Here is a 14,550-nt window from a genome sequence, read left to right on the forward strand (position 1 = left end):
GCAGGGCGGAACTACCCGAAGGGAGTGGTTTCGCGGGACAACACGCAGGCCAATCGTCCTGTGTGTCATACGAGATGATGAGCTTGCTTGCTGTCGTCGCACTTGTCCTCGCGCCGGCTCCGTCGCCTCCGAACCCTACCGTTCGACCGGGGCGGAGGGGTGGACCGGCAAGGGGGCGCGCGGTACCGGTCCGGCGGGCGGAAAAGATCAGCGGTGCGGCCGCCCGACCTGCGAGACTGGCCGCCGGATCATCGGCACACCAGCGGAAGCGAGCGGCGTCATGGGCGTGGACACAGGGGACGGGCGGGTCGCCCCGCCGCTGACCGGTGGTGAGCGGGAGACGCTACGGGCGTTCCTGGACTTCCACCGGGCCACGCTGGCGAAGAAGTGCGCCGGCCTGACGGACGAACAGCTGCGGCTGCGGTCGAGCCCGCCGTCGGCCCTGACCCTGCTCGGCCTGGTACGCCACATGGCGGAGGTCGAGCGGACGTGGTTCCGACGGGTGATCGACGGGGAGGACGTCCCGCTGGTCTGGTCCCCGGAGGGCGACTACCAGGCCGCCTACGACACGACCGGGGCCGACCGGGCCGAGGCGTTCGCGGCCTGGGAGGCGGAGGTGGAGCGCGCCCGGCGGATCGAACTGGCGGCGGATTCGCTGGACATCACCGGCTACCAGCCGCGCTGGGGAGCGGAGGTCTCGCTGCGGCTGGTGATGCTGCACCTGATCCACGAGTACGCGCGGCACAACGGCCACGCCGACTTCCTGCGTGAGGCGATCGACGGCGAGGTCGGCCCGTAGGCGTACGCGGCGGCCGGTGGTCGCCGTGCCGCTGAAAACCTGTGGCCGGGCGCGGCTCGCCGTCCCTACCCTCCGTACATGCGCCTGTACCTCTCCTCCTTCCGCCTGGGGGACCACCCGGACCGGCTGCTCGCGCTGCTCGGCGGACCGGGCCCGGCCCCGGTCGCGGTGATCGCCAACGCCATGGACGCCGAGCCGCGGGAGGCCAGAGCGGCCGGTGTGCGGCGCGAGTTCGACGCTCTCGGCGGGATCGGACTGCGCCCCGTGGAACTCGACCTGCGGGAGTTCTTCGACCGCCCGCCCGAGGAGGTCGGGAAGACGCTCGCCCGCTTCCCGGCGGTCTGGCTCCGGGGCGGCAACGTGTTCATGCTGCGCTACGCCCTCGCCCGCTCCGCTGCGGACACGGCGCTGCTCGACCTGCTGCGCCGCGACGCACTCGTGTACGCCGGCTACAGCGCCGCCCCGTGCGTGCTCGCCCCGAGCCTGCGCGGCCTCGACCACTGCGACGACCCGCGCGTGGTCCCCGACACCTACGGAGAGCCCGCGGCCTGGGAGGGCCTCGGTGTGCTCGACCACGCGGTCGTGCCGCACGTCGACTCGCCCGACCACCCCGGGACGGCGGCCCTGGGCAGGGTCGCCGCGGGCTACCGGGCCGACGGCACCCCGCACCTCGTGCTGCGCGACGGGCAGGTGCTGGTGATCGACGGTCAGGACGCCCGGGTGTACTGAGCGGCGGCCGCACCGGGCCGCACCGGGAAGGACCGGCCGGCCGACGCGGGCCACCTCCGGGGCGGTCGCCGCGCTGATGGCCACCGAACCGGCGGTGCGCGGGATCAACGGCGACTCCGGCCACGGCCTCGGCCCCGGAGGCCTCCTGAACGGTCGACCCCGGCGGAGGCGCCACCGGCCCGAGTGACGGTTGTGTCGACGGTCCGTCATGGTGCGTGAGGAGAAGCTTAGTTCGGGACAACCGGTGCTCGCCAGGAAAGGTGTGGACCAATCCAGACATTCCCTATGCTCTCACCCTGATCGACTGATCGGAACGCGGTGGGGAGCGGCAGTGCGCATCAATCTGCTCGGACGGTTCGAGCTCCAGGACGACCACGGCAGGGCCCTGCCGAAGCCCGGCCCCAAGCGGCGCGCACTGCTCGCCGCACTCGCCCTGGACCTCGGCCGGACCGTCCCCGCCGAGCGGCTGACCGGCCTGCTCTGGGACGGCGCCCCGCCGGCCAACGCCCGCTCCGCGCTCCAGGGCCACGTCACCGGCGTGCGCCGACTGCTCATGGCCGCAGCCGACGGCGCACCCCCGGCCGGCTCCATAGCCGAGGACCCGGACGGGCTCCACCTCGTCACCCGTGGCGCCGGCTACGCGCTGCTCGGCCACCCCGACACCGTCGACGTCCACCGCTTCGAGCGGCTGTGCGCCGCCGCCCAGGGTGAACCGGCCGTCGACGCCGGGGGTCTGCTGCGCACCGCCCTCGCGCTCTGGCGCGGACCCGCCCTCGACGGGTGCGGCTCCGCCCGGCTCGCCGCCGAGGCCGGGCCGCGGCTGACCGCCGCCCGGTGGCGGGCCGTCGAACGGCTCGCGGTCGAAGCGCTCGCGAGGCGGGGGGAGGAGGGCGGGCTGATGCCGGACGCGGTGGACGAGTTGAAGGCGCTGGTCGCCGCCGAGCCGTGGCGCGGGAGCGCCGCCGCCCTCCTCGCCCGCTGCCTCGAACGGGCGCGAGCGAGCGGCGAACTTCCGTCCAGTACCTTCGAGTTCGCCGGGTGCTCCGGTGAACTCGCCCGCCTGGACGCGGCCGCCGCCACCGCCGACGGTCGCCCGCTGCTGCTCACCGGCCCCGCCGGCGTCGGCAAGACCGGCCTCGCCCGCGCCTGGGCGGAGCGCCGCGCCGACCGCTTCCCCGACGGCCGCCACACCGTCGACCTCCGCGGCGAGGACGGGGCCGCCGCCGTCACCCCCGCCGCGGCCCTGGCGGTGCTGCTGCGCGACCTCGGCGCGGACGAGGGCGAACTCCCGGACGGCACCGCCGAACGCGCCGCCCTGCTCGGCAGGTTGACCTCCGGTCGCCGTCTGCTGCTCCTGCTCGACGACGCCGGCTCCGCCGAGCAGGTCGAACCGCTGCTGCCCGGCCACCCCGAGGTGCTGGTCCTGGTCACCGGCCGCGCCGACCGGCTCACCGCCGACCTGGTCGCCCGGCAGGGCGCCGTCCCGCTGCCGCTCGGCGCGCCGGCCCCCACCGAGGCGGTCCGCCTGCTCGCGGCGGTGGCCGGCGCCGGCCGGGGCGTCGCGGGCCGGGTCGTCGACCGGGAACCGGAGGCCACCGCGCGACTGGTCGCGCTCTGCGATCAACTGCCTCTCGCGGTGGGGCTGATGGGCGCGCGGCTCGCGACCGCCGGTGGGAGCGTCGCCGCGCTGGCGGAGGAGCTGGCCCGGGTCCGCGCGGCGGGCTGCGACGGGGTGGCGGCGGCCGTGGAGGTCGGGTGGCGGGCCCTTCCGGCGGAGGCCGGTCGGGTCCTCACGCTGACCGGGCTGTGTCCGGGGGCGGTCCTCGACGCCCACGATGTCGCCGCGCTCGGCGGGGTCCCGGTGCCCCGGGCGCGCGAGCTGCTCGCGGCCCTCGTCTCCGCGCGGCTCGTCGAGCGGAGCGGGCCCGGACGGTTCGACCGGCCGGGCCCGGTGCGCCGGTACGCGGCCGAACTCGCCGCCGCCCTCCCGGCCGGCGAACGGGCCGCCGCGTTGGGCCGGTTGCTCGGCCGATGGGCGGAGACCGCCGAGGCCGCCGCCGACGCGACGGCCTGGTTCCGCCGTGCGCGGCCCGCCCTGGCGGCCCTGGCCGACGCCGGTGCCGCGCACGCCCTCGACGCGGAGGTGTGGCGGCTCGCCCACGCCTGCGGGCCCCTGCACTACCTCGACGGCGCCCACCTGGACGAGTGGGAGCAACTGGCCCGGGACGGCCTGGCCGCGGCCGAACGCCTCGGGGACCGGGCCGCCCGGCTCCGGCTGCGGACCGACCTGGGCCTCGCCCTGGTCTCCCGGAAGCGCTTCACCGAGGCCGCCACCGTCGCCGCCCGGGCCGTCGCGGAGGCGGAGGGCGTCCACGAGACCGCCGTCCGCGACCAGTGCCTCACCGCGCTCGCCGGCACCCTCGCCGCGTCCGGCCGGGGCTACGAGGCCATCGCCGTGCTGGAACGCGTCGTCGCCTCCTGCGAGGCCCGCGGCGACGACGCCCCGTCGACCGCCCGCGCCCTGGACCGTCTCGCCCACTGCCTGCACCGGGTGGGCGAGGCCGAGCGCGGCCTCGCCCACACCGACCGCGCCCTCGCCCTCGTCCGCGACCACCCCGACGACCCGCTGCAGGGCACCCTCCGCTTCAGCCGGGCCGAGGCCCTGCGCGTCCTCGGCCGCACGGAGGAGGCGCTCACGGCGTCCCGCGCGGCACTCGCCGCCGCCGGCCGGCACGGCGACACCCGGCTCACCCTGCTCACCCTCGACTTCAACGGCGCCCTCCTGGCCGAACTCGGCCGCCCCGAGGAAGCCGCCCACTGCTGGCGCCGCGCCCTCGCCCTGCACACCGCCGAGGGCCGCCCCGACCCGGTCCTGGAACGCCGCCTCGCCGCCCTGGAGGACTGAGGGGAGCGTGGGCGGTTGACGAGTCGGGGGTGGAGCGGGCTGTGGTCGGCGGCGCGTCGCCCTCCGGCTCGGGCGGCGCCGCGCGGGTCGAGGGAGCGGGGGGCCGACGGGCGGGGCGTGGCGAGGCCGGGGGAACGGCGTGTGGCCGGTGAGGGCCACCCTGCCTTGGCCGGGAGCGGTGCGGATGGGCGGTGCGCGGTGCGCGGTGCGTGGCGGTGGGCGGCGGGTCGCGTCCGGGTCGGCGACCGGGGCTGTCCCACGCGGGCCGGGGAGTGGGGTCCGTACGGTGGCCCCGGTCCGGGGGCGGACCGGGGCCGGTTCGGTGCGGGGTGTCAGCGGCGGCGGGGGGTGGTGAGGAGGGTGAGGGCGAGGGTGAGGATGGCGAGGCCGGACCAGGAGGCGGTGGGGAGGCGTTCGTTGAGGGCGGCGACGCCCAGGACGGCGGCGACCGCGGGTTCGGCCAGGGTGAGGGCGGTGGCGGTCTGGGCGGAGGTGTGGCGCAGGCCGCGGCCGAAGAGGCGGTAGGCGAGGAAGGTGGTGACCACGCCCAGGTGCAGCACCACGAGGGCGCCGCGCGGTGTGGTCAGCCAGCCGGCGGCGTCGCCGATCAGCGGCACCGGCAGGACCAGCACGGCCGCCGCGCCGAACATCGACCCCATCACCCCGGCGGACGGGTGGCCGTGGGCGATGAGCCGGCCGCCGACCAGGGAGTAGACCGCGTAGGAGAGCCCGGCGAGGGCGGCCAGCAGGACGCCGGGGAGGTCCATCGCGGTGCCGGCGCCGCCGAGTTGCGGGCCGAGCACCAGCAGGGTGCAGCCGAGGACGGCGGTCGACGTGGCGCAGGCCCAGCGGGCGGTGGGCCGGGGGCCGCCGGTGAGCCAGGCCAGCAGGCCGGTGAAGACCGGTGCGCTGCCGAGGGCGATGACCGTGGCCACCGCCACCCCCGTGCGGGCCACGGCGGGGTAGAAGGTGACCGGGTACCCGGCCACCGCGAGCGCGCCCAGGAGCAGCAGCCGCCGTTCGCGGGGCGTGCACGTCCTGGGCAGGGAACGGGCGGTGCGGTCGGAGAGGAGGAGCAGCAGCCCGCCGAGGGCCAGTCCGGCGCAGCCGATGGCGGCCGCCGGGGCGGCGGCGGGGGCGAGCGAGCCGGCCGTGCCGGTGGTGCCCCAGAGCACGGCGGCGGCGAGGACGGGCAGCGGACCGGCGAGGGCGCCGGGGCGCCGGGCCGTCGGGGGCATGGGCGCGGAGACGGGTGTGGGGGTGCGGGTCGGCACAGTCGTGGACTTCCGTTGTCGAATTCCTGGACGCGGGTTCGGAACGGGCGCACGGCACGGACCCCCGGCGCCCTGGTGGGCCGGCCGGGGCCGTGGGATCGGTCTTGCCGGTGTGTGCGCCCGGTCAGGCGGACAGCGGTGGCAGCACGACGTGCCAGTACGAGGTCATGCGCTGATGCTAGCGCCCGCCTCCGTCGGCCCGGCCCGGGGCCGGGCCCGCGGCGGGTGGTGAACGCCGGGCGGGGCGGCAGCCGTACTCGTCAGCGTGACGGTGATGACCACGGGACGTGGTGCTGGCAGGCTGGCCGCCATGGCGGAAGCGGTGGGCGAGGCGGGGGTCCGGGAGCTGGTCGCGGGGTGGCTCGCGGCCGAGCGGCCCGGCGAGGACGGGCGGGCCGGCGGTGACCGGGCCGGCGGCGGGTGGGCGGTGCCCCCGGCCGACGGCGCGGTGGTCGTCGCGGCGGCCCGCCGGCTGGCCGTGGACGGCCTGGGGCGGCGCGGGCCTCGGACGCCGGTGCCGGACGGGCTGCGGGCCATCGCCGAGGCGCTGGTGGTCGACGAGCATCCCTCGGCGGCGCGGTGGACGCCGCTGGAGCGGGCGCAGGCGGTGGAGTGGGTGGCGCTGCTGCTGCACCGCGTCGGGGAGGACGGCGTGACGGCGTTGACGGCCGAGCTGCTGCGGGAAACCGGGCCGGGGGACTCCGGATCGGGGGACTGCGGATCGGGCGACTCCGGGGTGGGGGACTCCGGGGTGGGGGACCCGGAACCCGAACCCGGGCGGTCCTCAGCCCGCTAACGTCGCCAGGCGTTCGTCCAGCTCGCGGACGACGGTGGTGTCGCCGAGCCGCCCGTACAGGCCGCGCGCCGAGCGCAGGGTGCCGACGGCCTCCGGGGCGCGGCCGGCCGCCAGCAGGAAGTCGGCGAAGTGGCGTTCGGCCACCGCGTGCAGATGGACGGCGCCGGCGAGCCGGCAGCGTTCCAGCGTCTGCCGCCAGGCCGTCTCCGCCTCCGCGGGCCGGCCGAGCAGTTGGAGGGCGTGCGCCTCGTTGATCATCGCGGAGAGGTGGAAGACGGCCATCGGGTGCTCGGCGAGCAGCGCGCGGGCCTCCTGGGCGCGCCGCAGCGCACGCTCCGGCTCGCCCGCGAGGCCGTAGAGACCGGCGGTGTTGCTGAGCGCGTAGGGGGCGTGCTCGGCATGGCCGTGCGCCTCCGCGAGGGCGATGGCCTGCTCGCCCAGCCGGACCGCCTCGGCCGGCCGCCCGCCGGCCGCCGTGGTCACGGCGAGCACGGTGAGGGCCTGCACCCGGACGGTGTCCTCGCTCCCGGAGGTGCGGTCGACGGCGCGGCGGGCCAGCCGGTGGGCCTCCGCCGTCCGGCCCCGGCCGCTCAGCGCGCGGGCCGTCACGGCCTCCATCGCGGCGACGGCCGCCGGGTCGCCGGTGCGGCCGGCCGCGTCGAGCCCGGTCCGCAGGCAGGCCAGCCGGTCGGCGGGGCGGCCGACGCTGTAGTAGAGGCCGTCGGCGCGGTAGGCGAGCTGCCAGGCGCGCTCGGCGTCGCCGTCCTCGGCGGCGGCGGCGACCAGGCCGCGGACGGCGGGCTCCTCGGCCTGGAACCAGTCCAGGGTCGAGCGCACGGAGGGGAACCGCGGCCGCCCGGCGCGCCCGGTCCGGGGCGCGGGGACGGACCCGGTGCCGGGGACGGCCCCGGCGCCAGGGGCGGGCTGGAGCAGGGCGGCGCCGTGGACCACCGTCGTGAGGTAGTGGTCGGCCAGGGCCGCGGTGGCGGCGGTGCGCTCCGTCGCGGGCCGTGCGTCGAGGAGTTCGGAGCCGTACAGCCGGATCAGGTCGCAACGGCGGTAGCGGCCGGGGGAGATCTCGGTGAGCAGGTGGTGCGCGGCGAGGGTGGCGAGCGCGCCGCCCGCCTCGGCGGGGCCGGCGCCGAGCAGCGCGGCGGCCGCCGGGACGTCCGTCTCGGTGCCCGGGTGGACGGCGAGCAGGGCGAGCAGCTGGGCGGCCGTGTGCGGCATGTGGCGGACCGTCAGATCGAGGGCGGCCCGCAGGCTGGTGCTTCCCCGGGTGTCCAGGGCGTCCAGCCTGGTCCGCTCGTCGGCGAGTTCGGGGACCAGGTCGGCGATCGCCCAGCCGGGACGGGTCGCCAGCCGGGCGGCGGCGATCCGCAGGGTGAGCGGCAGCCGCCCGCAGAGCTCCGCCAGCCGGTCGGCGGCCCTGGGTTCGGCGGCCACCCGGGGGCGGCCGAGCAGGTGCTCCAGCAGACGGCGGGCGTCCTCGGCGGGCAGCGGGCCGAGGCGCAGCGGGGCGGCGCCCTCGGTGGCCACCAGGTCCTCCAGGCTGCTGCGGCTGGTGATCACGGCGGCGCCGTGCGGGCCGGAGGGCAGCAGCTCGGTGAGGTTCCGGGCGTCGCGGACGTTGTCCAGCACCACCAGCAGGCGGCGCTCGCGGGTGAGCGACCGGTAGAGCGCGGCGCGGGCCGCCCGCTCGGCGGGCAGCTCGGCCTCCAGTACCCCGAGGGCGCGGAGGAACCGGCCGAGCACGGCGACCGGTTCGGCCGGCCGGCCGGGGCCGAAGCCATTGAGGTCGGCGAAGAGCCGTCCGTCCGGGAAGGCGGCGGACGCGTCGTGCGCCCACCGGACGGCGGTGGCGGTCTTCCCGGTGCCGGGCGGGCCGACCAGGACGGCGAGGCCTCCGGGGCCTCCGTCGCTGCTACCAGCGCGCAACCGCTCGCCCAGCCACTGGAGTTCGCCGGATCGGCCGACGAATCCGGCGGTCGGGCGCGGGAGTTGGTCGGGGCCCGGGGTCGGAGCCGTCGACCGCGTGTGCCCCGGCCGGACCGCGAACACGGCGTCGGGTCGCGTGAGTTGCCGGGATTCGGCGGCGGCGCCCCGCGCGGTGGCCGGCTGCGGGGCGGGCTTGCAGCTCGGGAACGGCGTCGGCGCGGCGCGCCGCGGGCGAACGGCGGCGGGTGCTGCGGGTGCTGCGGACGCGGTGCCGGCTGCCCCGTCTCCGGCGCTCCCGCCGGGCCGGGGGAGCCCGATGATGCGGCTGGGGGCCGCGCCGGTCGCGCCGGTCGCGCCGGTCGGGCGTCGCGCCGGCTCGTCGGCGAGGAGCCCGGACACCGCCGACCGCAGGGCGACGCCCGGGCCGACGCCCAGGTCGGCGGCGAGCCGGCGGCGGGTCCGGTGGTAGGCGTTCAGCGCGTCCCAGGGGCGCCCGGCCTGGTTCAGACAGAGCACCAGCAGGGCGGCGAGCGCCTCGTTCCAGGGGTCGGACTCCAGTGCCCGGTCGAGGTCGGACACCGCGTCCGCGCCGAGGCCGAGCCGCAGCAGCCGGTCGGCCCAGGCCTGCTGCGCGAGCGCCCGGTCCTTGCGGAGACGGTCGGCGAGCGCGTCCCGCAGGTCGGTCTCGGGCAGGTCGGCCAGGGCGTCGGGACCGTGCCACAGGTCGAGCGCCCGGCGCAGCAGGCCGGCCGCCGCCCGGTCGCCGTCCGGGGCGCTCTCCGCCGCGGCACGGGCCGTCAGCCGCTCGAACAGCGACGTGTCGACCGCGTCCGCCGGGCCGTCCAGCCGGTATCCCGGGGGGCGGGTCGACAGGACGAGTTCGGAGCCGGCGATCAGCTTCCGCAGGGCCGCGATGTGGCCCTGCAGCGCCGCGCGGGCCCGGGCCGGGGGCTCGTCCCCCCAGAGCAGTTCGAAGAACCGCCCGACCGGAACGGTGCGGCCGAGTTCGAGCGCCAGCAGGGCCAGCGCGGCGCGCCGCTTGGCGGCGGCGGGCTCGACGGACCGGCCGTCGGCGGTCCGGAGTTCCACCGGGCCCAGCAGTCGGACGAACACGGATTCTCCCTGGTGAGCGTGGGTGGATGTGGGCCCCCACCCGATGCGGGGCGCAGTCTAACCACGCCGGTCGTACGGTTTGTGACGGTTGGTGTGCGGCGCGGGGAAGGCGGGGAACCGCCGGTCCGCGCGGGCGACGGGCCCGGTCCGCCGCCACGGCGGTGGTGGGCGGGCGCGGCCCCGTCGTCTGCCATGGACAGAGCAGGGGTGCCGTCCGGTTGCGGTGCGGGCGGCGGCGGCACGGTCGGGCAGGCGTGTTCCGGGTGCAAACCAGAACGGTTGCCGGGCCGGGTGCCGACCGGCCGCGCCGCCGGGCGCGGTGCCCGGGACCTGTGGTGCGCCGGGTCCGGCCATGGCCCGTGGTGCGCCGGGGCGGTCGCGGGGACGGGCGGGCCGCCGCGCGACGGGGCGGCGGGTGCGCCCGGTGGTGCGGGAGGTGTGCGCGATCGGGAGCGCTGCGCTGCCCGAACAGACATGGGCGCGGAACCGGCGGGGCGCGGGCGCCGTGCGCGGAGGCCGCGTGCGCCCCCCGGCGGGAACCGCCCGCCACCAATGGTCAACGGCTCCGCCGCCGGTGCCGGTTCACCGGCCGTCGGGTTCCGGCGGACACGGCGGGCACCGGGGCGGGAACCCGTGAACCCGGCCGTCCGGACGCCCCGTCGACCAGGATGCGGGGCCGTGTCGGTTCCGCGTGCTTCGACCGCCGGGAAGGGCGATCATGCTGCGAATGAACGGGCCGCTGCGGATCACGGTCCTCGACAAGGACGCCTACTACGAGCAGCGCGCGGTGGTTCGGACCCCGTACGGCACCTACGTGCTGGAGGGGCGGATCGGAGCCTCGCTGGACGTGCGGGCGGACGAGTGGGAGCTGGAGTTGCAGCACTGCGTTCCCGGCGTCGGCTGGCGGCCCAACGTCCGGGTGCTGCCGTTCCCGTGGCAGACCTCGTCGGGCGGCCTGCGCAGCCGGATCGTGCGCAGCAAGGACTGCGACTGGCCGAACGGCGACCCCACCGAACGCAACTTCATCCTGCGGCTGTCCGCGACGGTGGCCGAGCGCCCGGTCCCGGCGCCGTCCCCGGTGGAGGGCGTGGGCCCGGCCACGCGCGGAGGGACGCGGACCAGTTCGGGGGCGGTGGGCGGCCTGGTCCCCGCCGTGCAGGGGACCGTGCCGGGGCTGGACGCCCAGCCCCGGGTGGCCCGCCTGCCGATGGGCCGGGTGCTGCCGGCGGAGTCGGCGGTGCCGGCGGTGCCCGTCGCCCCGGTGGCCCCGCCCGCGACGGCGGTCGCCGAGGCGTGGCACCGTTAGGCAGCGATCAGAGTTCCCAGGACCGGGGGCGCTCCAGCGCCTCCCACTCCGGGCGGAGCAGGGAGAGCATCGCGATGTCGTGCCGTCGCCCCCGGTGGAGGCAGGCGGCGCGGCGGACGCCTTCATGGGTGAAGCCGGCGCGGGCGAGGACGGTGAGCGCCGGGGCGTTGCCGGTGTGGGGGAGCGCTTCGAGGCGGTGCAGCGGGAGTTCGCCGAACGCGAGGTCGGTCAGGGCGTCCAGGGCGGCGCGACCGTGGCCGCGACCGCGGTGGTCCGGGTCGACGAGCAGGCGGACGGTGGCGGTGCCGTCGGACATGTTCTGCTCGGCCAGGGCTGCCGCGCCGACCGGAGTGCCGTCCGGGAGCAGGACGAGGAAGCCGTCGTGGTCGGCGTCGTCGATGTCGCGTTCGATCTGCTCGCGCACCGCCGAGAGCGGTCGCGGCCAGTGGCCCAGCTCGTGCGCGGCCACCGGTTCGGACCGCCAGGCGTGCAGCAGTTCGGCGTCGTCCACGTCGAGCGGGGCGAGGGTGACGGTCGGGGTGGCGTTCTTGCCGGTCATGGGCGGATGGTAGATCATCTCCGGCCCGAGGCGGGGCCTCAGGGGTGATCGGGGGTCTCCCCGGGTTCGGGCGCGCCGAGGGCGACGCCCGGGGTGAGGTGGAAGCGGTCGGGGGAGTCGGCCCGGGGGCGTTCGGCCGGGGGCATGGCGGCGCGGCGCTCCAGCCAGGCGCGCAGCCGGGTGAGGGCGTTGCGGTTGCGCTCGGAGGGGTCGCCGCCCGATTCGCGCAGCAGGACGCAGGCCGGGCGGTCGCCGTCGGACGGGACCACGCCGACGACGGTGAACGCCGTGCCCGGCGGGAAGACCGCCTGTGCCGGGCCGTCGGCGGAGTCGAACACGGAGGTGCGCCGGCCGGTGGCCGACCAGACGAGGAACTCCACGCAGGAGCCGGGGAGTTCGGAGCCCGGTGCGGTCAGGCCGGAGAGCGGGGCGGGCTCGCGGAACTGCCGGCCGGTCGGGTAGTGGGCGAGGACGGAGTCCGGATCGGGACCGGCGGCGGCACCGAGCAGCACGGCACCGTGGTGGCTCGGCAGGCGGCGCAGACCGGCGCCGAGGCAGCGCAGGAACGGCCGCAGCGCCGGGTCGCCGGAACGCGCGGCGGCCACCAGGGCGGCGCGGGTCGTCGGCACGCCGCTGTCGGTGTGGTGGAGCAGGACGGCGGCCAGGTCGGGCTTGAAGTCGTCCTGGGAGGTGGACCGAAGGCCGGGGAGCCGGGTGGCGAGCTGTTCGAGGCGGCCGGTGCAGCGGTGGTAGTGGTCGCCGAGCAGTGTGCGGACGGCGTCGCGCTCGGCGGCGCTGGTCGCGGTCACCGGTGCCGGGCAGTCGTCGAGGCCGAAGTGGCGGGCCGCCGTCGGGCCGGGGGAGGGTGCGGGCCTCCCGGCGTCCGGTGACTCCTCGGCCGGGCCGACCGCCGACTCGGGTGCGGGTGCCGGGTCCTCCGCCGCGGAGGGCCGGGAAGGCGGGGGCGGCGGGGACGGTGACGCGGGCGGGGAGGGCGCTTCCCGGTCGGGTTCGGCGGGCGGCTCGACCGGGGGGACCTCGGGGGTGCGGAACGGAACGGCCGCGCGGCCGCCGCCGGGAGCGGCGCCGGCAACGGCGGTGCTGCCGGGGGCGGGCGAGGGGGTGCTCGACTCGCCGGCGGTGACCACTGCCCGGCGGGACGGCGCGGTGGCCCCGGCGGAGCTGCCGGTGGCGGGGGCGGCGGTGGCCCGCACGGGTGTGGGTGGCGGGACGGGCAGCGGCTCCGGCACCGCGGGCACCTGGTGGCGCGCCGTCGGTTCGGCCTCCGTGACGGCCTGCGGGACCGTCGGCACCCGGTGCGGGGCGGGGAGTTCGGCTCGCACCGGGGCCTGTACCCCGGGCCGCACCGGTGCCCTCACCTCGGCCTGCGCCTCGGCGCGCACCTCGGCGCGAGCCGCCGTCGCCGGGCGCGGTGCGGCCGTCGGGCGCCCGATGCCGTACGACACCGGTGCCACGGCGGGCGGGCCGTTCAACGGCTGTTCGGCGCCGAGCCACTCCAGCTCGTGCATCCGGGCGACGAACCGGCCGACGCGTTCGGCGGTGGGTTCCAGCAGCCCGTGGACCAGCAGGCCGAACCCCTCGGCGCCGGCGGCCGGGAGCCGGTCCAGGAGGGTGCCGAGCTCCTCGAAGGCGTCGGCCGGCACCGGGCGGTCGCGCTCCCCGACGATCAGCAGCGGGCGGGCCGCCTCGGGGCGCCGGAAGCGCGGGGTGAGCACGTGCGGGGGTTCGGGGCGCAGCCAGAGCCCGGCGGGGACGGCCTCCAGGGCCCAGTACGGGAAGGCCCGGAACACCGCGGGCCCGTCGGTGCGCCAGTCGGCGCCGCCGTTGCGCCAGGCGGCGGGGGTGGCGGGGGCGCCGGGCGAGGTGGCCAGGCGCAGCAGGAACGGCTCCCAGCCGGCCCGGCCGTCGCGGTCCAGGACCCGCGAGGTGGGGCCGCCGGGGCCGAGGACGGGCAGCCCGATCGCGGCCTGCACCGGCCGGGCCGTGCGGGCGGCCAGTGCGCCGGTGAGCGCGGCGAGTTGGTCGGGGGCCGCCCACGGGGCGCTGACCAGCGGGCGGTCGGTGCCGAGCGGCAGGGCGAGCACGGCCTCGGCGAAGTCCTCGGGCAGCAGGACCGGTTGGGCCGGGGTGCCGATGATCACCACCGCGTTGCCGGGCGGGGCGGCGGCCAGCCGGAGGTCGGGCAGCGGGGCGGTGGACGGGTCTGCCGGGTCGGTGAGCCAGAAGCCGGCGGGCAGCCGCAGGACGCGTACGGCGTCGGCCCGGCCGCCGACGACCGGTGCGCCGGCGGAGGGCGATCCGGGGCCGGGTCCGGGCACGGGCGCGGTGACGGGTGTGGTGACGGGTGCGGTGACGGACGCGGCGGCGCCGATCGTGTCGTTGAGCCGGCGGGGCGCCTGGCCCGGTTCGCAGCGCCACCAGGAGGACGCCTCGACCGCGCCCGCCGGGTCGGTGACCTTGAGGTTGCCGCCCGGGGTGATCTCCACCAGGCCGTCCGGCGCGACCACGGGCACTCCGGCGCGCTCGGCGACGACCTCGGCCGGCCGCCGTCCGTTGGGTGCGAGCGCGGCCAGCCCGGAGGCGGCCAGCACCAGGTGGGCGGCGCCCCGGGCGCGGGCGATCACACCGAGGTCGGCCATCCGGTCGCGCAGGACCTTGGCCGAGTCGGGCGCGGCGGCGACCACCACCACGGCGTCCGGCACGGGCCGCAGGGCGCCGATCGCCGCCGTCAGATCGCCCTCGCGGGCGGTGGACGGGGCGATCACGAAGTGCGGGCCGACCGCGCGGAGCACCGACGAGCCCGGTGCCGCCGCCGCGCCCGCCGCCGGTGCGGGCGGCGGGGCCGGGGACGGCCCGGTGGCCGGCAGCGCGGCGCGGACCGGCTCGGCGCGGACCGGCTCGGCGACGGGCGCGGGCACCGCCGTGGGCGCGGTCGCGGCGGGCAGGGCGCGCTGCGGCCCGCGCCGGAAGCCGAAGCGGCGGCGGGGCTCGGCCGGGGGTGCGGGCTCGTCGGAGCGCGCACCGGTGCGGGAGAGGCTCATCGTCCTGGACTACGGCCCCCGCCGTGTCCCCGGTTCACCGGCGCCCGGCCGGAAGCGCCCGCCGACGGC

General features: G+C 78.3%; 9 protein-coding genes. 5 read left to right on the forward strand and 4 right to left on the reverse strand.

Going from position 1 to position 14,550, the window contains the following annotated elements; translation table 11 throughout:
- The first annotated feature begins 280 nt into the window (after window positions 1-280).
- The 3 genes from ACFU9E_RS18530 to ACFU9E_RS18540 all read left to right on the forward strand — a co-directional run bounded on the left by ACFU9E_RS18530 (window position 281) and on the right by ACFU9E_RS18540 (window position 4,433).
- The gene (locus tag ACFU9E_RS18530; RefSeq protein ID WP_380689038.1) at window positions 281-799 is read left to right on the forward strand and encodes a DinB family protein; all 519 of its coding nucleotides are present in this window, start codon (window positions 281-283) and stop codon (window positions 797-799) included.
- Window positions 800-877: 78 nt separating this feature from the next.
- The gene (locus tag ACFU9E_RS18535; protein WP_380689036.1) at window positions 878-1,528 is read left to right on the forward strand and encodes a Type 1 glutamine amidotransferase-like domain-containing protein; all 651 of its coding nucleotides are present in this window, start codon (window positions 878-880) and stop codon (window positions 1,526-1,528) included.
- Window positions 1,529-1,859: 331 nt separating this feature from the next.
- Window positions 1,860-4,433: a BTAD domain-containing putative transcriptional regulator gene (locus ACFU9E_RS18540; RefSeq protein WP_380715147.1), complete on the forward strand. Its 2,574-nt coding sequence runs from the start codon at window positions 1,860-1,862 to the stop codon at window positions 4,431-4,433.
- Window positions 4,434-4,765: 332 nt separating this feature from the next.
- On the opposite strand, the gene ACFU9E_RS18545 is transcribed toward ACFU9E_RS18540, so the two are convergent.
- Complete coding sequence (locus ACFU9E_RS18545; protein ID WP_380715149.1) at window positions 4,766-5,707, reverse strand: DMT family transporter; 942 nt, start codon at window positions 5,705-5,707, stop codon at window positions 4,766-4,768.
- A 274-nt stretch (window positions 5,708-5,981) separates the two neighbouring features.
- Between ACFU9E_RS18545 and ACFU9E_RS18550 the strand changes: the two genes are divergently transcribed.
- Window positions 5,982-6,503 (forward strand): hypothetical protein, encoded by a 522-nt coding sequence (locus tag ACFU9E_RS18550; protein WP_380684978.1) that lies wholly within the window; start codon window positions 5,982-5,984, stop codon window positions 6,501-6,503.
- Here the strand turns inward: ACFU9E_RS18550 and ACFU9E_RS18555 are convergent.
- Window positions 6,492-9,554 carry a BTAD domain-containing putative transcriptional regulator gene (locus tag ACFU9E_RS18555; RefSeq protein WP_380684979.1) on the reverse strand — a complete coding sequence of 1,021 codons (3,063 nt, stop codon included), beginning with the start codon at window positions 9,552-9,554 and terminating at the stop codon, window positions 6,492-6,494. The two genes, ACFU9E_RS18550 and ACFU9E_RS18555, sit on opposite strands and share 12 nt — an antisense overlap.
- A gap of 718 nt (window positions 9,555-10,272) precedes the next feature.
- Here ACFU9E_RS18555 and ACFU9E_RS18560 point away from each other — a divergent pair.
- Window positions 10,273-10,860, forward strand: coding sequence for a hypothetical protein (locus ACFU9E_RS18560; RefSeq protein WP_380684980.1), 588 nt, complete (start codon window positions 10,273-10,275; stop codon window positions 10,858-10,860).
- A 7-nt stretch (window positions 10,861-10,867) separates the two neighbouring features.
- On the opposite strand, the gene ACFU9E_RS18565 is transcribed toward ACFU9E_RS18560, so the two are convergent.
- Window positions 10,868-11,419 carry a GNAT family N-acetyltransferase gene (locus ACFU9E_RS18565; RefSeq protein ID WP_380684981.1) on the reverse strand — a complete coding sequence of 184 codons (552 nt, stop codon included), beginning with the start codon at window positions 11,417-11,419 and terminating at the stop codon, window positions 10,868-10,870.
- Window positions 11,420-11,457: 38 nt separating this feature from the next.
- Window positions 11,458-14,481: a hypothetical protein gene (locus ACFU9E_RS18570; RefSeq protein ID WP_380715151.1), complete on the reverse strand. Its 3,024-nt coding sequence runs from the start codon at window positions 14,479-14,481 to the stop codon at window positions 11,458-11,460.
- Window positions 14,482-14,550: the final 69 nt, after the last annotated feature.

The sequence above is a fragment of the Kitasatospora sp. NPDC057595 genome (assembly GCF_042800875.1).
Classification (GTDB): Bacteria; Actinomycetota; Actinomycetes; order Streptomycetales; family Streptomycetaceae; genus Kitasatospora.

Bases quoted from the DNA above. Each gene is read 5' to 3' on its own strand.
- ACFU9E_RS18530 (WP_380689038.1), top strand. From the start codon at position 281: ATGGGCGTGGACACAGGGGACGGGCGGGTCGCCCCGCCGCTGACCGGT.
- ACFU9E_RS18570 (WP_380715151.1), bottom strand. From the start codon at position 14,481: ATGAGCCTCTCCCGCACCGGTGCGCGCTCCGACGAGCCCGCACCCCCG.
- ACFU9E_RS18535 (WP_380689036.1), top strand. From the start codon at position 878: ATGCGCCTGTACCTCTCCTCCTTCCGCCTGGGGGACCACCCGGACCGG.
- ACFU9E_RS18560 (WP_380684980.1), top strand. From the start codon at position 10,273: ATGCTGCGAATGAACGGGCCGCTGCGGATCACGGTCCTCGACAAGGAC.
- ACFU9E_RS18550 (WP_380684978.1), top strand. From the start codon at position 5,982: ATGACCACGGGACGTGGTGCTGGCAGGCTGGCCGCCATGGCGGAAGCG.
- ACFU9E_RS18565 (WP_380684981.1), bottom strand. From the start codon at position 11,419: ATGACCGGCAAGAACGCCACCCCGACCGTCACCCTCGCCCCGCTCGAC.